Source organism: Paenibacillus sp. IHB B 3084 (assembly GCF_001447315.1).
In the GTDB taxonomy this organism is placed as follows: domain Bacteria; phylum Bacillota; class Bacilli; order Paenibacillales; family Paenibacillaceae; genus Paenibacillus.
Map to the genome: position 1 here is coordinate 1,650 of NZ_CP013205.1, position 26,062 is coordinate 27,711.

General features: G+C 50.3%; 1 pseudogene. It reads left to right on the forward strand.

What is annotated here, in order from left to right:
• Positions 1–26,058 (forward strand): annotated as a pseudogene (locus ASL14_RS28915) (non-ribosomal peptide synthase/polyketide synthase).
• Positions 26,059–26,062: the final 4 nt, after the last annotated feature.

Genomic DNA, 26,062 nt, shown 5'->3' on the forward strand with positions numbered 1-26,062 from the left:
ATGAGTAAAAGCCTTGAAATCGAAAAAGTGGCTAATTTAACGCCTTTGCAGGAGGGGATGCTCTTTCATACGGTGATGGAGCCGGAATCACAGGCGTACTATGAGCAAGTACGAATGACCATCCGGGGTGAACTGAACCTGGAGGCTCTGCAAAAGAGCTTCCAGGCCCTGGTACAGCGTCACGAAACGCTTCGTTCGAATATTTATCATAAAAGTGCCTCCCGCTCGCGGCTCATCGTGTTTAAGGAGCGGAATCCAACGCTTCATTACGAGAATTTGACGGATATTCCCGAGGCAAAGCAGGCTGAAGCGATTCGAAGCTACGCAGTCGCAGACCGAAGCCATCGGTACGATCTGAGCAAGGATTTGCTCATCCGTCTGGCTGTGCTTCACACCCAAAAGGATGCATATACGCTACTTTTAAGCTTTCATCATATCATTATGGATGGCTGGTGCCTTGGTATCGTCATGGACGAGCTGTTCGCGGCTTATGAAGCACTGAAAGCGGGGAAACCCGTAGAACTGCCAACACCGCAGCCCTATACTGGCTATGCTCGCTGGCTGGACAAGCAGGATAAGGAGGCGGCGAAGGAATACTGGCGGTCCATCCTGAACGGCTATGATCAGCCAGCCGTGCTGCCAACCCTGCCTGTAGCCCATCCGCTCCAGGCAGCTACCGGGTACTTACTGCATGAGCATAAAATAACACTCACGGATGAAACCACCTGTCAATTGCGTACGGTGGCTGAACGCAACGGAACGACCCTGAGCAGTCTATTTCTGGCTGCATGGGAGTCGTGCTTGGAGGATACAACCAAAGTGAAGACGTTGTCTTCGGCACCGTTGTTTCCGGTCGACCACCGGAGCTTGAAGGTGTGGAACAGATGTTGGGACTTTTCATTAACACCATACCGATACGAATCAAATTGGATGCAGATCAGCCATTTTCAGGTCTGCTTCGTGAAGTGCAGCGCAGCGCGGTTCAATCCCGGGCATATGACTATTTTTCACTCGCTGAAATCCAGTCCCAGTCAGCGCTCAAGCAGCAACTCATGGATCATTTTGTTGTATTTGAAAACTACCCGCTGGAGGATATGGTTGGCCGGCCGGATTTGAAGGAACAGCTTGGATTCGTCGTGGAGGACGCCCAACTGTCCGAAGAAACACCTTACCCCTTCAACATCGAAGTGGAGGACGGAAAAGCGCTGAGCTTTATGCTGTCCTACAACAACTATGTCTACAGCGATGAAGCGATGACACGGTTAGCCGGACATTTGGAGCATACACTCGTTCAGATTGCACGTACACCAGAAATCCTGCTGCGGGACATTCGTCTGTTGACCGCTACAGAAGAGGCGGAGCTCACCCATGTATGGAGCGGACCGATTGCCGACTATCCTGCCGGAACGTTTCATGGAATATTCGAAGCGCAGGCAGAACGTATCCCGGAACAGACGGCTGTCATCTACGAGGATACCGAACTGACCTATCATGAGCTAAATGAGAAGGCCAATCTGCTGGCTCAAGCTCTACAAAGCCGTGGGGTCCAACGCGAACATCTCGTCGCCGTGATGCTTGAGCGTTCAGCAGACATGATTATCGCTGTGTTAGGGATTATGAAGGCGGGAGCGGCCTACGTACCTGTCGATCCGACCTACCCGAAGGAGAGAATTGCTTACATGCTTCAGGACAGCGGGGCTACTATTATGCTCACGCAGTCTTTCCTGACTGAACTACTGGCGGATGTGGATTTTGCAGGTGAAGCGCTGGACTTGCCAGGATTACTTCAACAAGCTTCACAAGGGAACCATTCCCATCAGCAAGCGCCCATCTACACGCCTATCCATGATCCTGAGGCTTTGGCCTACGTCATCTATACATCGGGAACGACGGGCAACGCCAAAGGCGTGATGATCGAGCATCGCCATTACGTAAATACGGCGTGGGGCTATAGAGAGGCTCACCAGTTAAAAGAGTTTCAGGTCAAGCTTCTTCAGATTGCCAGTATGTCATTCGATGTCTTTGCCGGTGATCTGGCCAAGACATTCGTAAACAGAGGCACCATGGTCATTTGCCCGCAGGACGTACGTAACGATCCTCCGGCCTTGGCCAAAGTACTTGAACAGCACGAAATTACGACGTTTGAAGTTCCGCCTGCCTTATTAACGTTACTTATGGACTATGTGTATGAACACGGTACAGATATCAGCGCTATGAAGCTGCTTACTACAGGAGCAGACAGTTTTGGTATTGAAAATTACCGCACGCTTTTAAATCGCTTTGGCGATAAGATGCGCATCATGAATACCTACGGTGTGACCGAAGCGGCCATTGATTCCAGTTTTTACGAAGAAACGGCGGAACGCCTTCCTCTATCGGGTATCGTCCCGATTGGAAAGGCACTGCCGAACCATAAAGTATATATCGTAGATGAAGCTTTGCGTCTGCAACCCATCGGCGTAGCTGGTGAGTTGTGCTTAGGAGGCGCTTCTGTAGCTCGCGGCTACCTGAACCGTCCTGACCTGACGGCGGAAAAATTTGTACCGAATCCGTTTGTGAGTGGAGAGCGTCTGTACCGCACCGGAGATCTGGCACGCTGGTTGCCGGATGGCAACATTGATTTCATTGGCCGGGTTGACTTTCAGGTGAAGATTCGTGGATACCGGATTGAGCTGGGTGAGGTAGAGACGCATATGTTGAGGATGGAGGCCGTGCAGGAGGCCGTCGTGCTGGCGCATTTGGACGAGCATGGACAAAACCAACTGGTCGCCTACTATGTAGCTAAATGGGAAGTGAGTATGGGGGAGTTGCGTAGCTATCTGGGCCAAAAGCTTCCAAACCACATGGTGCCTTCGTATTTCGTACAGCTGGTGCAGATTCCGCTGACACCGAATGGGAAAATCGATCGGAAGGCGCTGCCAGCACCGGAAGGTAATTTACAAAGAGGGACAGAACATATTGCCCCACGGACGTGGTTGGAAGCGAAACTATCGGTAATCTGGCAGGACGTGTTGGGTTTGATGCAAGTCGGCGTGAAGGAAAACTTCTTTGAAATTGGCGGACACTCTCTACGGGCGATGACGTTGGTCTTGAGGATTTACAAAGAATTGAACAAACCAATTCCTCTACGTAGCATTTTTGACGCACCGACGATTGAACAGCTGGCAGTGGTGATTGAAAATCTGAATGAGGTGGCGTATGCATCTATTTTAGTGGCGGAAGAGCGTCCCTTTTATACATTGTCTTCTGCACAAAAACGAATGTATATATTGCATCGGATTGATCCGGGTGATGTGAGCTACAACATGCCCGCAGTACTCCAGGTGAGCGGACCGCTGGATGTAAGACGGGTGGAGGCAGCATTTCGGCAGTTAATCTCACGCCACGAGGCCTTCCGCACGAGTTTTGAAATGGTGAACAATGAGCCTGTGCAGCGGATTCAGGAAAGGGTACCTTTCGAGGTGGAGTATGCCAAGGTACAGGAAAAACAGGCAGGGAGAGACGCGCTTGCATTTGAGACGGAAATAGAAAAATTGGTTAGCAATTTTGTAAATCCATTCGATCTGCAAGCTGCTCCACTGTTACGGGTAGCCTTACTGGATCTTAACGGAGAGGGGACAGAAGAAACACAGCATCTGCTAATGATCGACATGCACCACATTATCTCGGACGGTGTGTCGACGAGTGTGTTGACCCGCGAATTTGTTCGCTTATATAGCGGTGAGAAGTTACCTCCGCTACGGATCCAATACAAAGACTATGCCGTATGGCAGCAAAGTGAAGCGCAAAAGGATTGGATGAAACGTCAGGAAGCATATTGGCTGGATACCTTCCGGAGTGAGTTACCCGTACTGAATCTGCCAACTGATTTTGCCCGTCCGGCAGTACGAAGTACGGCAGGAGATACAGTGGTATTCAGACTGGAACGCGAAGTCAGCGAGCGCTTGAAAGAGCTGGCGGCGCAGACAGGTTCAACGCTGTACATGGTGCTACTTGCAGCCTATACAGCACTGCTGCATCAGTATACTGGACAGGAAGATATCATTGTCGGGACTCCGATTGCGGGACGACCGCATGCCGATCTGGAGCCGATCATCGGGATGTTTGTTGGCACACTGGCAATGCGCAATTATCCAACCGCTAAGCAAACATTCCGAAGCTATGTGGAAGACGTGAAAACCCAAGCTTTACAAGCCTACGAGCATCAGGATTATCCGTTTGAAGAACTGGTGGACAAGCTAAATGTGAAACGGGATATGGGCCGTAATCCGTTGTTCGACACTATGTTTATACTGCAAAATACCGAAGAAGGCGAGCTGAAACTGGAGGATATCCGTTTCCGTCCATACGACATGGAGCAGGCTCCGGTGAAATTTGACTTAATGCTGGAAGCGAGCGAGGAAGAAGAAGGTATTCGGTTCGAATTGCAGTATGCAACATCATTGTATGAGCGGAAAACGATTGAACAGATTACGCGTCATTTTATACAGTTGTCTGAGGCTATTGTGGTGAATCCTGATATTAAACTGGGGGAGCTGGAATGGATCACAGAGGTAGAAACAGTGCATGTGCTGAGAGTGCATCAAGAGCGTCAGAAAGCTTCGCGTTACTGGAGCGCATATCTAGACGGGTATGAAGAAGCTTGCTGTTTGCCACAGGCTAAAACTCAGAGTAGAGCAGAGTGTCAAACGGAGCATTTTAATGTAGCTTTAAGCCCGAGTCTGATGAGCGGGATTCAGCGAATCTCCAACCGCTATCAGGTGAATCAGAGCACGCTGATTCAGACGGTGTGGGGCATTTTGCTTCAAAAATATAACGACACGGATGATGTAGTGTTTGGTAGTACGCTTTCCGGAAATGAGGGTGAAATTCCAAATAAGGAGCGTATGTTCAGCTTGATTTTGAATACACTCCCTGTACGTATTACCAGTAGTGAGAACAACTCGTTCTGGGAAGTAATGAAACAAACCCAGAAGCAATCAGTGGCTTCTAGTAAATATGATGCTTTTTCACTGTATGAAATTCAGAAACTCTCAGAACTTAAGCAAAATTTAATTAATCATATACTCATTTTTGAAAATGACTGGGTGGAGGAACAGTCTGGGCAACTGGGTGATGATATAGAGCCCCACTTTAGCATTACGGGGGTTGAGTCGGTCGAACAGTCCAACTATGATTTTAACCTGGTGGTTTTGTCAGGGAAAAAGACCCGAATGAGCTTTAGTTACAACGCACTTGTGTTTGATCGAGAAAGTATAAAGCAAATTTATGGACACTTGGTGCACCTACTAGAACAAGTTGTGGTTAACCCGGGCATTCAAGTGCATGAAATGAAAGCGATGACCGAACAGGAGTGCAAGCAAATCCTTGTTGGTTGTGGAGATATGGCAATAGAATATCCAAATAAACAGACGATTCACGGTTTGTTCGAAGCTCAAGTTTTACAAACACCAGAGCAAGTAGCGCTATTTTTCGAAGGAGAGCAGTTGACATACCTAGAGATGAATGAACGCGCTAACTCACTGGCACGGGTACTTCAAGCGCACGGTGTAGGACCCGACAAGCTGGTTGGCCTGATGGTACAGCGTTCGGCGGAGATGATCATCGGTCTGCTGGCTGTGCTAAAAGCGGGTGGTGCTTATGTGCCGATCGACCCTGAATATCCGTCAGCCCGTATTGATTATATGCTGAATGACAGTGAGGCCGCCGTACTTCTGACCAGTCGCGATCTGGTAGGAGAACACCATTACAGCGCCAACACTCTGTTTATCGAAGATGAGGAAGTATATCAAGGAGAAAAGACCAATCTGGAAGCCACTGCTCAGCCGGAGCATCTGGCTTATGTCATCTATACTTCTGGTTCAACCGGAAATCCTAAGGGCGTTATGCTCCAGCATCGCTCGGTGCTGAACTTTATTACAGGAATGCGCGAAGTGATTGACTTTGCAGCGGACAAAACGATTTTATCGCTAACCACCATTTCGTTCGATATTTTCGTATTGGAAACGATCCTGCCGTTGCTGGGCGGAATGACCGTTGTACTTGGTGACCACCGTCATCAGGTCAATCCTCAGGCACTTGGCGAGCTGATTACAGCACATCACATTGACATGCTGCAAATGACGCCATCCCGGCTGCAAATGCTGCTGGGTCATGAGGAAGGCTCTCGTGCGCTGCAAGGTGTACAGGAAATTATGGTGGGGGGAGAAGCGCTTCCACCCAAGCTGCTGGAGGCCTTGCAAAAATTGAACGGTCCCCGCATTTATAACATGTACGGACCTACAGAAACGACGGTGTGGTCGGCAGTACAGGAACTTACCCAGGCCAAACAGATTGACATTGGACGCCCTATCGCGAATACGCAAATTTATGTCATTAACGCAAAGGGTGAATTACAGCCGATCGGTGTACCAGGCGAGCTATGCATTGCAGGGGAAGGTTTGGCCCGTGGCTATTGGAATCGCGCGGAATTGACGGCGGACAAATTTGTAGATAATCCATTTTCAACAGGAACACGAATGTACAAAACCGGGGACCTCGCCCGCTGGAAAGCGGATGGAAATCTGGAGTTTATCGGCCGAATCGACCATCAGGTGAAAATCCGCGGGTATCGAATTGAACTGAGTGAGGTTGAGTCGAAGCTGCTGCAAGTTGATTTTGTACGGGAAGTAACGGTCATTGCTCAAGCAGATGAAACAGGGCAAAAGCAAATGGTGGCGTACTACGTCGCCGGGCAAGAAATTGGCGCAAGCGAGCTGAGAAGCGAACTGGGCCGAGAGCTGCCAAGCTATATGGTGCCATCATACTTTATACAATTGGAGCAGATGCCATTAAGTCCGAATGGCAAAATCGACCGCAAAGCATTGCCAGCATTGGAAGATAATCTGCAAAGCAGAATGGATTATTTCGCACCGCGAACGCCAATGGAATCGAAGCTGACCCAAATTTGGCAGGATGTATTGGGCCTGAAGCAAGTCGGCGTGAAAGAGAACTTTTTCGAGATTGGTGGACATTCACTGCGGGCAACTACCTTGACTTCAAAGATTCACAAAGAACTGAATAAATCTCTGTCGTTACGCAGTATTTTCGAAGCTCCAACGATTGAACAGCTGGCTGTAGTGATTGAAAGTTTGGAACAGATGAAGTATGCATTGATTCCGGTGACGGAAGAACGAACTTTTTATCCGCTGTCCTCCGCGCAAAAGCGGATGTACGTATTGCACCAGCTTGACCCTGACGATGTAAACTACAACATGCCTGTTATGTTCCGGGTAAGCGGCCCGCTGGATGTGAAGCGGATGGAAGAAGTATTCTGTCAATTGATCTCACGCCATTCAACACTCCGTACCCGCTTTGAAATGATAAATAACGAGCCGAAGCAGCAGATTCAGGATACCGTTTCGTTCGAGTTGGAGTATGCGAAGGTGCAGGTGGGGCATGTCGTAGCTTATACAGCAGCAGATCGACAAACCGATGTGGAAGTGTTACATCGTGATGCAGTGCAGGAACGGTATGCATCGGTGACTGAGCAGCTTGTGAGCAAGGAAGTACAAGAAATGATCCAAAGCTTTGTACGTCCATTTGATCTGCAAGCCGCTCCGTTGCTGCGGGTTGCCCTGATCGATTTGGGCGTACAGGGAATAGAAGAAGAGCCGCAGTATTTGCTGATGCTCGATATGCACCATATCATCTCGGACGGTGTGTCGACGGGCGTGTTGACTCGCGAATTTGCTCGCTTATACAGCGATGAAGAGCTGCCACCGCTACGGATTCAATACAAAGATTATGCCGTATGGCAGCAAAGTGAAGCGCAACAGGATTGGATGAAAGGTCAGGAAGCGTATTGGCTAAATACTTTCCGGGGCAATCTGCCTGTGCTGAACCTGCCAACCGACTTTGCCCGTCCGGCGGTACGGAGCACAGCAGGCGACACGGTTGTATTCAGATTGGAGCGTGAAGTTAGCGAGCGCTTAAAAGAACTGGCAGCACAGACAGGTTCGACGCTGTACATGGTGTTATTAGCGGCCTATACAGCGTTACTATATCAATATACAGGGCAGGAAGATATCATTGTTGGCACACCAATTGCGGGACGACCGCATGTCGATTTGGGGCCGATTGTTGGAATGTTTGTCGGAACGCTGGCCATGCGTAATTATCCAACTGTAAAGCAAACATTCCGTAGCTATATGGAGGACGTGAAAAACCAAGCATTGCAAGCGTATGAGCATCAGGACTATCCATTTGAGGAATTGGTGGAAAAGCTGAACGTGAAGCGGGATTCGAATCGACATCCTTTATTTGACACAATGCTGGTACTCCAAAATACTGAAGAAAGTGAACTAAAGCTGGCAAATCTGAGTTTTCAATCATATACCTTGGAGCAAGTTTCAGCAAAATTTGATCTGGCGTTGGTAGCAACCGAGGAACAGGATGGCATTCAGTTCGATTTACAGTATGCAGCAGCATTGTATAAGAGGGAAACGATTGAGCAAATCGCTCGGCACTTCGTACGAGTGATTGAAACTATTGTGGCGAATCCCGATGCAAAGCTTGGCGAGCTGGAGCAGATTACAGTGGAAGAAACATTGGATGTGTTGAAAGTGCATCAAGACCGTCAAAAAGCTTCGCGTTACTGGAGCAGGTATCTGGACGGATATGAGGAGCAGTCTCGTTTGCCACAGGCTAAAATCCAGAGCAAAACAGGTTATCAGACGAAGCGCCTGGACTTTGATTTGGGCGCGGGTCTGACGGCTGGAATTCAGCAAATCGCCAAGCGTTATCAGGTGACGATGAATACGCTGATGCAGACGGTGTGGGGCATGTTGCTTCAAAAATATAACGGTACGGATGATGTGGTGTTTGGCAGCGTCGTATCCGGACGTCCGGCAGAGATTCCAAATGTGGAGCATATCATCGGTCTGTTTATTAACACGATTCCTGTACGCATTCACAGTCATAAGGACAGTCTGTTCTCGGACGTGATGAAGCAGAATCAGGAGCAATCCATCGCTTCCCAAGCCTATGATACATACCCGCTGTATGAAATTCAGGGGCTGTCGGAGCTGAAGCAGGATTTGATCAACCATATCCTTATTTTTGAAAATTACCCGATGGAGGAACAAATAGAGCAGTTGGGTGAGGGGGAAGCATCCAGCTTCCGCATTACGGGAGTGGAGTCCGTCGAGCAGACGAACTATGACTTTAACCTGGTGGTCCTGCCGGGGAACACGATCCACATGAGCTTTGTCTACAATGCGCTGGCATTTGAACGCGAAAGTGTGGAGCAAATTCAGGGTCATCTGGTGGAACTGTTGAAACAGGTGGTGACTAACCCGGATATTTCGGTACATGAGCTGGATGTATTGAGTGAGCCAGAACGGGAGCAAATCCTGCGCGTATGGGGAAATACGGCAGCGGACTATCCAAGCGAGCAGACGATTCACGGCTTGTTCGAGGCGCAAGCGGCGCAGACCCCGGAGCGGGCAGCATTATTCTGCGAGGGAGAGCAACTGAGCTACCGCGAGCTGAACGAACGCGCCAACCGTTTGGCCCGCACCTTGCGTAGTCACGGAGTGACGAAAGATCGTTTGGTGGGTCTCATGACCGAGCGTTCGGTGGATATGATCGTAGGCATCTTCGGGATTTTGAAGGCCGGGGGAGCGTATGTGCCGATAGACCCAACGTATCCGGAAGAGCGTATTCGCTACATGCTGGACGATTCGGGTGCGGAGCTGTTATTGACGCAAAGCCATCTGGTGGGCAACGTAGCTTTTGACGGTAAGGTGCTGGTTTTGGATGGAGAGCAGGCGGTCTATCACGAGGACGGTTCAAACCTGGAGCCTGTATCCGGGCCGAACGATTCGGCGTATGTGATCTACACATCAGGGACCACAGGCCAGCCGAAGGGCGTTATGCTGGAGCATCACGGACTGTGCAACCTGAAAGTCTATTTCGATCAGACGCTACGCATCAGCACGTCGGATCATGCGTTGTTGTTCGCCAGCTATTCGTTTGATGCGGCTTGCTGGGAAATCTTCCAGGCGCTGTTCTGCGGAGCCACGTTGTATGTGCCAACGTCAGAGACGATTTTGAACTACGAGCGGTTTGAGCAATATATGGCGGATCATCACATTACCGTGGCAGCCTTGCCGCCGACCTATGCGGTCTATCTGGAGCCGGAACGGATGCCAAGCCTGCGTATTCTGTTCACAGCCGGATCAGCATCGTCGATAGAGCTGGTGTACAAGTGGAAGGATCAGGTTGCGTACTACAATGGCTACGGCCCAACCGAAAACTCGGTAGCTACGTCGATATGGCCGGTGTCTGAGGATGCGAGAGCAGGACAATTGATTTCCATCGGATGTCCTGTGCCAAACCATCGGGTGTACATGGTGGATACACATGGTCATCTGGCACCAGTGGGCGTAGCGGGTGAGTTATGCGTATCCGGGCCGGGTCTGGCACGCGGTTATCTGGATCGTCCAGAGCTGACGGAGGAGAAATTCGTACCGAATCCGTTTGCGAATGGAGAAGCGGGCCATGAACGCATGTACCGGACAGGTGACTTGGCGAGATGGATGCCGGATGGCAACATCGAATATCTGGGCCGGATCGACCATCAGGTTAAAATCCGGGGGTACCGGATTGAGCTGGGCGAGGTCGAGGCGCAAATTTTGAAAGTGGAAGATGTGCAGGAGGTCATCGTGCTGGCACGTGCAGATGAGCAGGGGCAAAACCAACTGGTCGCCTACTATGTGGCAGAGCGAGAAGTGAATGCAGGTGAGCTACGCAGCTTGCTGGGTGAGAAGCTGCCAAACTACATGGTGCCTGCGTACTTCGTACAACTGGAGAACATGCCGCTGACCCCGAACGGTAAAATTGATCGCAAAGTACTGCCAGCACCGGAAACAAATTTTCAGGGTAGAAGTGAATATGTTGCTCCACAAACGGATGCAGAGCAGGTGCTGGCTTCCATCTGGCAAACCGTACTGGGTAAGAAGCCAATTGGCTTGCTAGAAAATTTCTTCGATTTGGGCGGCGATTCGATCAAGGCGATTCAAGTATCTTCACGTCTGCTTCAGGCAGGCTACAAGCTGGATATGAAGACATTGTTTATGCATCCGAGTGTGTCAGAATTGGCTCCGTACTTGAGTGTGGCGGGTGTCAGAACTGCCGAGCAGGGTGAGATTAAGGGGAATGTGTTGCTTACGCCGATTCAACATTGGTTTGCAGATTTGGATGAAACGGCTGCACATCACTTTAATCAGGCTGTTATGCTACACCAGGATCAAAGATTTAACGAGTCGGCACTGCGCCTGACACTGACAAAACTGGTGGAACATCATGATATTCTGCGAACGGTGTTCCGCAAAACGGAGCATAGCTATGAAGCGTGGAATCGGGGGGTGCAAGAAGGTGAGCTATATCATCTAGATGTGTTGGAATTCAACGATATACCCATTGGATCGGAGCTGAACCAAGCAATTGAGGCTAAAGCCAATGAGATTCAAAGCAGTATTTCTCTAAATGAAGGGCCGCTAATGAAAGTCGGTTTGTTCCGTTGTGCGGATGGTGACCATTTGCTGATCGTGATTCATCATTTGGTAGTGGATGGGGTATCGTGGCGTATCTTGTTTGAAGATTTCGCGACTGCTTATGCGCAATCTGTGAATGGAGAAGCAATTCATTTGCCTGATAAAACGGACTCCTTCCGTGCCTGGTCTGAAAAATTGGCTGTTTATGCAATCAGCCCGGCAATGGAGAGCGAACGCGCGTACTGGGAGCAATTAGACGAAGTAATCAGTTCTGATCAGGCTATATTACCTGAGGATTATAAGCATGATGGCAGATTTATGATTCGCGACATGGACACCGTAACAATGCAACTCACAGAGGAAGAGACCGTTCAACTGTTGAAACAAGCGCATCATGCATATAGCACGGAAGTGAACGATTTGCTGCTGACTGCTCTTGGTATGACGCTGTATGCCTGGACGGGCCATGAGAATATCCTTATAAATCTGGAAGGGCACGGACGGGAGGGCATTATACCAGACATTGATATTTCTCGTACGGTTGGTTGGTTTACAAGTCAATATCCGGTTTTGTTGAATATTGGAGAGAAATCTGACGTGTCGAGACGTATCAAACAGGTCAAAGAGGGTCTACGTCAAATACCGCATAAAGGAATCGGCTACAGTATTTGGAGATATCTGAGTAAAACAGGTCAAAAAGGGGGCCATCCTGAACCACAGGTGAACTTTAACTATCTGGGAGAGTTTGATCAGGATCTCCAAAATAGCGATATTCACACTTCACCCTATTCGTCTGGAAGAGATTTCAGCGACCGAATTGAGCTGAAATCTGCTTTAGACGTGGGGGGAGTGGTAACAGGTGGCAAGTTGGAGCTTGAGATTAAATATAATAGCAAGGCATTCTGCAAGGATACAATAGAAAATCTGGTTCATCTGTTAAAGAAGAATTTACAGGAAGTGATCAGGCATTGCATATCTCGAGAACGGACGGAGCTAACACCTAGCGACGTACTGCTTAAGGAACTCACCGTGGAGCAATTGGATGCCATTGTGGAACAAACGCAGTCGGTTGGAGAAGTAGAGAATATATATGCACTATCACCGATGCAGAAGGGGATACTGTTTTACAATTTGATGGATTCTCAATCGGGTGCTTATTTTGAGCAGTCCTCCTTTGACCTGAAAGGATGTTTTAATCTGGCTGCGTTTACAGCGAGTCTGGAACTGCTGGTACAGCGGCATTCTGTACTACGGACAAATTTTTATAGCGGCTGGAAGGACGACCCCTTGCAGGTTGTGTACCGGAATAAACGCAGTGAGTTGTATGTAGAGGATTTGCGAGATGTGGAGGAAGAAAAGCGGAACGATTATATCCTCGAATATACGCGAAAAGACAAGCAGAGAGGCTTTGATCTGGCGAAGGATACTTTGATGCGTGTCGCGATTTTGCATACGGCTGAGGAAACATATCGTTTTGTATGGAGCTTTCACCATATTTTAATGGATGGCTGGTGCTTGTCGCTGGTGACGAATGAGGTATTTGCGAGTTACTTTGCGATTCTCGCCCATAAACAGCCGGAACTGGGACCTGTAACGCCATATAGCCAATATATTGAGTGGCTGGAGCAGCAGGATCGTCAGGCTGCTTCAAACTATTGGAGCAGGTATCTCGACGGATATGAGGAGCAGTCTCGTTTGCCACAGGCTAAAATCCAGAGCAAAACAGGTTATCAGACGAAGCGCCTGGACTTTGATTTGGGCGTGGGTCTGACGGCTGGGATTCAGCAAATCGCCAAGCGTTATCAGGTGACGATTAATACGCTGATGCAGACGGTGTGGGGCATGTTGCTTCAAAAATATAACGGTACGGATGATGTGGTGTTCGGCAGCGTCGTATCCGGACGTCCGGCAGAGATTCCAAATGTGGAGCATATCATCGGTCTGTTTATTAACACGATTCCTGTACGCATTCACAGTCGTAAGGACAGTTTGTTCTCGGACGTGATGAAGCAGAATCAGGAGCAATCCATCGCTTCCCAAGCTTATGATACGTACCCGCTGTATGAAATTCAGGGGCTGTCGGAGCTGAAGCAGGATTTGATCAACCATATCCTTATTTTTGAAAATTACCCGATGGAGGAACAAATAGAACAGTTGGGTGAGGGGGAAGCATCCAGCTTCCGCATTACGGGAGTGGAGTCCGTCGAGCAGACGAACTATGACTTTAACCTGGTGGTCCTGCCGGGGAACACGATCCACATGAGCTTTGTCTACAATGCGCTGGCATTTGAACGCGAAAGTGTGGAGCAAATTCAGGGTCATCTGGTGGAACTGTTGAAACAGGTGGTGGCTAACCCGGATATTTCGGTACGTGAGCTGGATGTATTGAGTGAGCCAGAACGGGAGCAAATCCTGCACGTATGGGGAAATACGGCAGCGGACTATCCAAGCGAGCAGACGATTCACGGCTTGTTCGAGGCGCAAGCGGCGCAGACCCCGGAGCAGGCAGCATTGTTCTGCGAGGGAGAGCAACTGAGCTACCGCGAGCTGAACGAACGCGCCAACCGTTTGGCCCGCACCTTGCGTAGTCACGGAGTGACGAAAGATCGTTTGGTGGGTCTCATGACCGAGCGCTCGGTGGATATGATTGTGGGCATCTTCGGGATTTTGAAGGCCGGGGGAGCGTATGTGCCGATAGACCCAACGTATCCGGAAGAGCGTATTCGCTACATGCTGGACGATTCGGGTACGGAGCTGTTATTGACGCAAAATCATCTGGTGGAAAAAGTGGATTTCGACGAATGTAAGGTGCTGGTTTTGGATGGAGAGCAGGCGGTCTATCACGAGGACGGTTCAAATCTGGAGCCTGTATCCGGGCCGAACGATTTGGCGTATGTGATTTACACGTCGGGAACGACAGGCAAGCCCAAAGGCGTTATGGTGGAGCACCACGGGCTGTGCAACCTGAAAACCTATTTTGATCAGACGCTGCACATTGGATTGTCAGATCATATCCTGATGTTTGCCAGCTATTCATTTGATGCGGCTTGCTGGGAAGTATCTCAGGCGCTGTTTTGCGGAGCCACGCTGTACGTACCGACGTCAGACACGATTTTAAACTATGGTCAGTTCGAACAGTATATGACTGAGCACCAGATTACAGCCGTGCTACTGCCACCAACATACGCGGTGTATCTCGAGCCAGAGCGGATGCCAAACCTGCGTATCCTGCTCACGGGAGGGTCCACGACATCGACGGAGCTGGTAAACAAGTGGAAAAATCAAGTGGCATACTACAACGCTTATGGTCCAACAGAGAATTCGATTGTCACGTCGATTTGGTCGGTGTCCGACAATCCGAGCGTGGGAGAAACTATATCCATCGGACGTCCGATGCCGAATCACCGGGTTTATATCGTAGATGCATATGGACATCTGGCACCCGTGGGCGTAGCTGGAGAGTTGTGTGTGTCGGGGGCAGGTCTGGCGCGTGGGTATCTGCATCGTCCCGATTTAACAAATGGAGTCTTTGTACCGAATCCGTTTGCTTCTGGAGAAGCGGGGTACGAAAAGATGTATCGGACAGGGGACTTGGCGAGATGGTTACCGGACGGAAATATTGAGCATTTGGGCCGGATCGACCACCAGGTGAAGATTCGGGGCTATCGGATTGAGCTGGGTGAAGTTGAGGCGCACTTGTTGAAGGTAGAAGCCGTACAAGAAGTGATTGTGCTGGATCATGAGGACGAGCAAGGGCAAAACCAACTGGTGGCGTACTATGTGGCAGAACGTGAAGTGAGTGCAAGTGAGCTGCGCAGCTTGCTGGGCGAGGAGCTGCCAAATTATATGGTGCCTTCGTACTTCGTACAACTGGAGAACATGCCGCTGACACCGAACGGTAAAATTGACCGCAAAGCACTTCCAGCACCGCAAGGTAGTTTGCAAAGTGGGGCGAATTATGTAGAGCCTCGCACTGCGCTGGAGCAGACATTGGTTTCGGTGTGGCAGTCGGTCCTGGGTGCGAAGAGAGTCGGCATTTTGGACAATTTCTTCGATCTGGGCGGCGACTCGATCAATGCGATTCAAGTATCCTCCCGTTTGCTGCAAGCGGGTTACAAGCTTGACATGAAGGATCTGTTCCAATATCCTTCCGTGTCGTTGCTGAGCAGTCATGTACACAAGGCTAGCCGTACATCCGATCAGCGGACGGTTTCCGGGGCGGTCCATCTGACCCCGATTCAGCAGTGGTTCTTTGCACAACGATCAGCAGAACCGCACTATTTTAACCAGTCGGTGATGCTGTATAGAGCACAAGGCTTTAACGAAGCCGCATTACGTCAAACGGTGACGAAGGTGGCCGAGCATCATGATGCGCTGCGCACCGTTTTCCGTCAGACCGAGCAGGGCTATGAAGCGTGGAGCCGTGGTCTGAACGAAGGGGAGCTGTATCGTCTGGACGTTGTTGATCTGACAAACCTAGGAGACTCCGCAGATGTGGTGAAGGCCATAGAAGAAAAAGCGAATGCCATCCAGAGTTCGATCCGTCTGGACGAAGGGCCACTGTTAAAGCTGGGACTGTTCCACTGCGCGGATGGAGACCATCTGTTGATTACGGTTCATCATTTGGTCATAGACGGCATTTCATGGCGGATCATATTCGAGGATTTTGCAACTGGATATGAGCAGGCCGTTCAGGGAGAAGCGATTCGTCTGCCATACAAAACGGACTCATTCGCAGCTTGGGCAGAGCGTTTGTCCCAATACGCGAATAGTCCGGCTATGGATTCGGAACGTGCATTCTGGCGGTATCTTGCCCAATCAAAATGGATGCCACTGCCCAAGGATCTGGATATCGCCGAAGGAGAAATTTTTCTGATGCGCGACAGCCAGACGGTGATCGTAGCTTGGAGCGAGCAGGAAACACGACTGCTGCTTCAGGAAGCGCACCGCGCGTACAACACGGAAGTCAATGATCTGCTGCTAACCGCATTGGGCACGGCCTTGTATAACTGGAGCGGTCAGGAGCGCGTGCTGGTCAACCTGGAGGGGCATGGTCGGGAAGCAATCATGCCGGATATTGATATCACACGCACAGTGGGCTGGTTTACAAGCCAATATCCGGTGCTGCTCGATGTTGACGGAAAGGCAGAAGTGGGGCAGCGAATCAAGCGGGTGAAGGAAGACTTGCGTCATGTGCCACAAAAGGGCATTGGCTACGGTATTCTGAAATATATGTCTCAGGATGTGAACGATGAAGAGCTGGCGTTCCAGCCGGACATCAGCTTCAACTATTTGGGACAATTTGATCAGGATTTGGAAAACAGCGGTATCCAGTTCTCTTCGTATACAGGAGGGGAGCCAGTCAGTGACTGTACTCTGTTGGAACAGCCGCTGAATGTGAACGGAGTGATCACAGCAGGTGTACTGACATTGGAAATTAGTTATGACCGCAAGGTATATCACACGGAAAATGTGGAAAACTTTGCGCAGCTACTGCGGGAGAGCTTGCAGGAAGTGATCGTTCACTGTGCCTCCAAAGAGCGGAGTGAGCTAACACCAAGCGATGTATTGTTCAAGGACTTGAGGTTGGAGCAGCTGGAACAATTGACGGAGCAAATGGCTGCTGTGGGTGAGCTGGAAAATGTTTATGCGCTCTCGCCGATGCAGAAGGGGATGCTTTTCCATAGCTTAATGGAGCCGGAGTCAGGCGCATACTTCCAGCAAGCGTCGTTTGATCAAAAAGGCAGCTTTGATGTAGCTGTTTTCCGGAAGAGCCTGGATTTACTGACACAGCGTCATGAAGCGCTGCGGACGAATTTCCATATGTTTGAGACAGGGCACAGTCAGGAGCCATTACAAATCGTGTTCCGTCACAAAGATAGCGACCTTTCCTTCAAGGATTTACGTGGAATGCAGGAAGCGGAGCAAAAGGCGTATATCCATGCGTTCAAGCAGGAGGACCAGGCCCGGGCCTTTAATCTCGGTACCGATGCGCTCATGCGCGTACAGGTATTTCAGACAGATGAAGAGATGTATCACTTGGTATGGAGCTTCCATCACATTGTCATGGACGGCTGGTGCTTGTCGCTGGTGACAGGCGAAGTGTTTGGTACGTACTTTGCGCTGCTGGAGCAGAAGCAGCCGGAGCTTGCTGCGATCACACCGTATGGCCAATATATCGAATGGCTGGAGCGTCAGGATGAACGTGCGGCAAAAGAGTATTGGAGCAGCTATTTGGCGGGCTTTGAACAGCAGACTTTGTTACCTGGCCCGGATGCTTCATCAAAAGATCAAGCCGTGGACAGCAGGGAAAATGCTCCATCCACTACAGCTAGTGAAACCAGCGAATATATTTCTGAAAAAATAACGGTGGAGCTGGATCAAACGTGGAGCGAAGCCATGTACCGGATTGCGAAGCAGCAGCAGGTGACGATTAATACGCTGATGCAAAGCGTGTGGGGCCTTATTTTGCAGAAATATAACAACAATGAGGATGTTATTTTCGGTAGTGTCGTATCTGGACGTCCGACGGATATTGTCGGTGTAGAGAATATGATCGGTTTGTTCATTAATACGATACCGGTTCGGATTCAAAGTGAACGGAATGCCACTTTTGTGGAGGTTATGCGGAAAACGCAGGAGCAGGCACTGGCCTCGGGAGTATACGACAGCTTCCCGCTGTATGAGATTCAGGCGCTGACTGAGCAGAAGCAAAATCTGATTAACCACATTATGGTATTTGAGAATTACCCGGTAGAGCAGCAGGTGGAGCAGCTTGGCGAAGTTCGTCCGTCCGCTTTTGAGATTACGAATGTAGAGGTCGTGGAACAGACCAATTATGATCTGGACTTGATTGTGATGCCGGATGAAGTCTTCAGCATCATGTTCAGATATAACGCTAATGTGTACGATCGGGCTACCGTGGAGCGTATGCAGGGACATGTGCTGCACGTTATCAAGCAAATTGTGGACAATCCGCATATCCGTGTGAATGAGCTGGCATTGGTAACACCGGAAGAACAAGCGCAGATTGTTCAGGTTTGGGGAGCTACGGCGGCAGCTTATCCGCAGGATCAGACGTTAAGTGCGCTGTTCGAGGAGCAGGCGGCACGAACACCGGATCAGGTGGCAGTGATATTTGGTTCAGAGGAATTAACCTACGGTGAACTGAACGAGCGGGCCAACCGTCTTGCACGCACCCTGCGTGCGGAAGGCGTTGAACCGGATCAGCCGGTAGGCATTTTAGTACAGCGCTCGCTGGAAATGATCGTAGGCATCTATGCGATCCTCAAGGCAGGCGGAGCCTATGTGCCGATTGACCCGGAATATCCGGCGGACCGCATCCGTTTCATGCTGGAGGACTCGGGAGCGAAGCTGGTATTGACGCAATCGCATTTGGCCGAGCAAGCGTCGCTGAGCTTCGATGGCAAGGTGCTGGTGCTGGATCGTCCGGTGGTGGGTGGCAAGGACATGTACCACGAAGACGGCTCGAATCTGGAGCCACTAGCTGGTCCGCACCATGTAGCCTATGTCATCTACACCTCCGGCTCCACTGGAAAACCGAAGGGCGTTATGGTCGAACACCATTCCGTGCTGAACCGGATTTTGTGGATGCATGATCGGTACGGCTTGAGTGCAGAGGATACGATCCTGCAAAAGACCGCCTTCACATTCGACGTGTCGGTGTGGGAACTGTTCTGGTGGTCGATGGTTGGCTCGAAGGTGAGTCTGCTGTCGGTTGGCGGGGAAAAGAATCCGGAGGACATCGTCGAAACGATTGCCCGCGATAGCGTAAGCACGATGCACTTTGTACCTGCGATGCTGCACGCGTTCCTGGAGTATGTGGAGCAGCAGCCACAGGAAGTGATACAAGCGAAGCTGGGAACGCTGCGCCATGTATTTGCCAGTGGCGAAGCGTTGCCGCCACAGCATGTGGCACGGTTCCAACGGCTCGTGTCAGGTATCGCTGGAGCGAAGCTGATCAACCTGTATGGCCCAACCGAAGCGACGGTCGACGTCTCGTACTTTGATTGCGAGCCGATGGAGGAATATGCCATCATTCCAATCGGAAAACCGATTCAGAACATCCGTCTGTACATCGTCAAGGAAGGCACGGAGCAATTGCAGCCGATTGGAGTAGCAGGGGAGCTGTGCATCGGCGGGGTAGGCGTAGCACGAGGCTATCTGAACCGTCCGGAGCTGACGGCAGAGAAATTCGTTGCCGATCCGTTTGCTGGTGGCGAAGCGGGCTATGAGCGGATGTACCGCACGGGCGATTTGGCGAGATGGATGCCGGACGGCAACATCGAATATTTGGGACGGATCGACCATCAGGTGAAAATCCGGGGGTACCGGATCGAGCTGGGCGAGGTCGAATCGCAGCTGCTGAAAGTGGAGTCGGTACGAGAAGCGGTCGTCACGGCTCGTGCGGATGAAACGGGACAAAAACAAATGGTGGCGTACTACGTCGCCGGACAAGAGCTCGGAGCCAGCGAGCTGAGAAGTGAACTGGGCCGGGAGCTGCCAAGCTACATGGTGCCATCGTACTTTGTACAGCTGGAGCAGATGCCGCTGAGTCCGAACGGCAAAATCGACCGCAAGGCACTGCCAGCACCAGAAGGTAGCCTGCAAAGCGAAGCGGATTATGTCGCACCGCGGACGTGGGTGGAAGTGAAGCTGGCGCAAATTTGGCAGGATGTGCTGGGCTTGGCGCAGGTCGGCGTGAAGGAAAACTTCTTTGAGATCGGTGGACACTCGCTGCGGGCGACAACACTAGCCTCGAAGATTCACAAGGAGCTAAACAAGTCGCTTCCGTTGCGCAGTATTTTTGAAGCGCCAACGATTGAACAGTTGGCAGCGGTCATGGAAGGTCTGGACCAAGTGGCCTATGCGTCGATTCCGGTGACGGACGAGCGTAGCTTCTACCCACTGTCCTCAGCGCAAAAACGGTTATATGTGCTGCATCAGTTCGATCCGTACGATGTGAGCTACAACATGCCGTTCGTGCTGCAAGTGAGCGGCCCGCTGGATGTGAAACGAGTGGAAGAAGTGTTCCGTCAATTGATCGCCCGTCACGCCAGCTTACGTACCCGCTTGGAGCGGGTAGACAACGAGCCGATGCAATGGATTGCCGATACGGTACCGTTTGAGGTGGAATATGCGAAAGTCCAGGTGGAAGCAAGCGCCGTCACACCTGCGGGCTCCAAAGATCGTGATGCCGAGGCTACGCATAAAGATTATGACTATGCAGTCGTATCCGACACGATTGTCAGCCAAGAAGCGCAAGAGCTGGTGCAGCGCTTTATACGTCCGTTTGATCTGCAAGCCGCTCCGCTACTGCGCGTGGCCTTGGTGGATTTGGGCGTACAAGGAATAGAAGAAGAGCCACAGCATCTGCTGATGTTGGACATGCACCATATTATCTCGGACGGCGCATCCAAGAGGGTACTGACCGACGAATTTGTTCGCTTGTATAGCGGTGAGGGGTTACCTCCGCTACGTATTCAATACAAAGACTACGCCGTATGGCAGCAAAGCGAATCGCAGCAGGACTGGATGAAGCGCCAGGAAGCCTACTGGCTAGATACCTTCCGGGGTGAGCTGCCCGTGCTGAACCTGCCAACCGATTTTGCCCGCCCGGCGGTTCGAAGTACGGCAGGCGACACGGTCGTGTTCAGGCTGGAACGCGAGGTCAGCGAACGCTTGAAGGAGCTGGCAGCACAGACAGGCTCGACGCTATATATGGTGTTATTGGCGGCTTACACAGCGCTGCTGCATCAATATACCGGACAGAAAGACATCATTGTCGGTTCTCCGATTGCCGGACGACCGCATGCTGATCTGGAGCCGATCATCGGCATGTTCGTAGGTACATTGGCCATACGCAATTATCCAACCGCAGCACATACGTTCCGTAACTACGTAGATGATGTGAAAACCCGGACCTTACAAGCCTATGAGCATCAGGACTATCCGTTTGAGGAACTGGTGGAACAACTGAACGTGAAGCGGAATATGAGCCGCAACCCATTGTTCGACACGATGTTTGTACTGCAAAACAACGAACAAGGAGAGCTGAAGTTGGAAGGTCTGAGTTTCCGATCATACGGCATGGAGCAGGCTCCGGCGAAGTTTGACTTGATGCTGGAAGCCAGCGAAGAAGAAACAGGCATCCATTTCGGATTGCAATATGCAACATCGCTCTACCAGCGGGAAACCATCGAGCAGATTACGCGTCACTTCGTACGTTTGGTAGAAACCATCATAGCCAATCCAGATATCTCGCTGGGCGAACTGGAACGGATCACTACAGAAGAATCGGTATCTGTGCTGAAAATACATCAGGAACGTCAAAAAGCTGCTCGTTACTGGAATGCATATCTCGACGGATATGAAGAACAGGCCCATTTACCACAAGTCAAAATGCAGTCAAACACGGATTATCAGGCAAAGCAGCTTAACACCGATTTGAGCGTGGGGCTGACGACGATGATTCAACGGATTGCCAAACGTCATCAGGTGACGCTGACTACACTGATGCAGACAGTCTGGGGCATATTGCTCCAAAAATATAATGGTACAGATGATGTCGTATTGGGTAGTACGGTTTCCGGGCATTCGCCTGATCTTCTGAATGTGGAACAAATGATGGTTCTGTCTCAGAATACAGTACCTGTACGGATTAGAAGTAATGAGAACAGTCTGTTCTCGCAAATGATGAAGCAAAACGAGGAGCAATCTATAGCTACTCATATGCATACTGCGTATCCGCTGACTGAAATTCAGGCGTTGTCGGACCTGAAGCAAAATTGGATCAACCACAGGATTATTTTGCAAGTGATCCGGCGGAGAAACAAATGCAGCAGTTCGGTGAAGGGCAGCAGACCAGTCTTCGCCTGACTGAGATCGAACCGACGCGCTATGACTTTAATCTGGTGATACAGTCGGGAAATCCATTCACATGAGCTTTAATTACAACGGACTAGTCTTTGAGCGCGAAAGTATAGAACAGATTCAGGGACATCTGGTGCAACTGCTGGAGCAGGTAACGTCGAACCCGGACATTCGAGTGCGTGAGCTGGATGTCTTGACCAAGCAAGAACGCGAGCAAATTCTCAACGTGTGGGGAGATACCGCAGCGGACTATCCGAGCGAGCAGACGATTCACGGCTTGTTCGAGGCTCAAGCGGCGCAGACCCCGGAGCAGGCAGCATTGTTCTTCGAAGGAGCACAGTTGACCTACCGCGAGCTGAATGAACGTGCAAACCGACTGGCTCGTACCTTGCGGAGTCACGGCGTAACAACAGACAGCCTGGTGGGGATTATGACGGAGCGTTCGGTGGATATGATCGTGGGGATGCTCGGGATTATGAAAGCGGGAGGCGCGTATGTTCCTCTAGATCCAACGTATCCAGAGGATCGTATCCGCTATATGCTGGACGACTCGGGAGTAGCTCTCTTATTAACACAAAGCCATCTGCTGGAAAAAGTGGCCTTCGACGGCAAGATACTGGTGCTGGATGGGGAGCAGGGGGTCTATCACGAAGAGGGGTCGAATCTGGAGCCAGTGTCTGGCCCGAACGATCTGGCATATGTGATTTATACCTCAGGAACGACGGGCCAGCCGAAGGGCGTTATGATTGAGCATCACGGGCCATGCAATCTGAAAACCTATTTTGATGAAACCCTACACATGAGCTTGTCGGATCATGTCCTGATGTTTGCCAGCTATTCCTTTGATGCCGCTTGCTGGGAAGTGTTCCAAACGCTGTTCTGCGGAGCCACACTGTACGTACCGACCATGGAGACGATTTTAAACTATGAGCGGTTTGAACAATATACCGCAGAGCACCAAATTACCGTAGTCATGCTGCCACCGACGTATGCGGTGTATCTGGAACCGAAGCGGATGTCGAGTCTGCGTATCCTGTTTACGGCCGGATCGGCCTCTTCATTAGAGCTTGTACAGCAATGGAAAGATCAGGTTCCGTATTATAACGGATACGGCCCAACGGAAAACTCAATTATCACAACGATCTGGCCGGTGTCTGAGGATGCGAATGCGGATGAACGGATTTCTATCGGACGTCCCGTACCGAATCACCGGGTATATATCGTGGATGCGCATGGACATCTGGCACCTGTGGGCGTAGCTGGAGAATTGTGTGTATCGGGGGAAGGGCTGGCACGTGGATATCTGCATCGTCCGGAGCTCACGGATGAGAAATTTATACCGAATCTGTTTACGGACGGAGAAGCAGGATATGAACGGATGTATCGCACAGGGGACTTGGCGAGATGGATGCCGGACGGCAACATTGAGCACTTAGGCCGCATCGACCACCAGGTGAAAATCCGGGGGTACCGGATTGAACTGGGCGAGGTGGAGGCAAACCTGCTGAAGGTGGAGGCTGTGCAAGAGGTAATTGTACTATCCCATGAGGATGAGCAGGGTCAAAACCAACTGGTGGCGTACTATGTGGCAGAGCGCGAAGTGAGTACAAGTGAGTTACGCAGCTTACTGGGTGAAAAGCTACCTAACTATATGGTGCCTTCGTACTTTGTGCAGCTGGAATCCATGCCACTAACACCGAACGGTAAAATTGACCGCACGGCACTGCCACTGCCGGAATTGGCAAGTAGCCCGGATATAGCTTACGTGGCTCCAAGAAATGAAGTGGAACAACAATTGGCGAATCTCTGGCGGGCGGTGCTTGGGGTAGAAAAGGTAAGTATCGACGAGAACTTCTTTGAGCTTGGAGGTCATTCTTTAAAGGCCATTCAGCTCGTTTCCAAAGCACAGGAATCAGGTATTCCACTCGGCATACACCAAGTGTTGCAACATCAAACCATTCGAAGCTTGTCCGATCTGTTATCCCTTGATAAAGTTGTCACCAAGCAAGATACTTCATTGCTTACAGATGTAACGGAAGCTGAACAATGGATTAGCGAAACCTTTGGCGTACAGGCCATGCTTCAATTCGTACCTAACGATGAACGCGATTACTTGTTTCTGTATGTGCATCCCTTCCGGGCAGATCAGGTGGATGAGATGACCGCGGGAATCTCGTCTCATGTTCATTCCGACCTCCATCCTCATTATATCGTTCCGATGGGTGGGGAAGACGCCAGCCTAATGGTCAGAACAGGGCACACAGAGCTGGAGCAAACAGACGAGGAACAGGAAAACAGTCATCAACGTCAGACTGAAGAATGGATTTTAAAAATCGCTGAAATGAATGCTAGCTGGCATGAGCATCTACTCAGCTCAGAGGCTATCCATCGTTTCCCGCTCGCACCTGCACAGCATTACCATTTGATGCACCCGGCTTCCTCAGGCACCGTGGTTCGGTTGGACCAATACGTGGATATGGGGCGTCTGAATACAGCGATTCGGCAGTTAATTCATCGCCATGAATTACTGAGAAGTGTGCTTGTACACGCGGATGGAGTCTGGGAATGGGAAGTACGGCCAACACCGGAGCATATTTCATTGCCTAGCGTGGATCTTTCGATCTATCCGGTACAGACCCAACAGCAGCTTCTTTCATCCCTCATGTCGAATCTTTATTTTGAACCATATGAGCAGAAACACGCTCTGCAATACCGGATGATGCTGGTTCGCTTGAATTTGCGGGAACATTTACTGCTACTGCCATGCTCACATATCATCTTTGATGCGACGAGTGGTGTAGTTTTGCATAATCAGCTTCTGGAGGAATACGATCATATACAGCAAAGTCAGACAGTTAAAACATTCCATTATCACGATTATGTCGATCATATCCGCCAAGGTCCTCAAGGACTCAGCGATCCGCAGATTGTGGAGCAATTTAAGCTCCCGGCATTTGAGGATCATAATAGTCGTATCCATGAACGGATGCTGGGGTGTAATTATGCAGCACCTACTTCATATCGTTGGAATCTAAACCTGCATGATATTCCAACGCAGGAGGAGGCTGTGAACCTATGGGATATTTCGTTGCAAATGGCATTCCAGTTCTTGAGCAGCTATTTTGAACAGTCCGAAGTTCCATTATGGTTGACACAGTATGGACGACAGTATGGGGATCGGAACTACTTTGGATCGGTGGGAGAATATATTGACCACATTCCCGTCTTACTCCTGAAGGAGGAGAGAATATCCTACGAAAATGATATCCAGAAACTCTTGGATACTGCCGCACATCATCATTTAAATTTCTTCAATCTGATCTTTAACGAAGAAATGGAACCGACTTACCCACAATCCAGTTCCATTTTAAAAAAGGGACTTGAGCAACTGCCTATCGTGTTTAACCACTTGGGTGAAATGCAGGGAGGTTTAAAGAAAATCGGTGCTTTAGACAGGAAGAAGGAACAGGCAAACGGAGGAAAAGCGATTTTCTTTGAGTCTGTATACACAGAAAGTGTATTGCTGATTTCTCTATCCCTTCCCTTTGAAGAGGATCACGAGAAAATTCATCGAATCTTCCAAGCTGCCAGTGACAGGCTCTTAAACGCCTTGACCATTTCGCAGTAAGGAG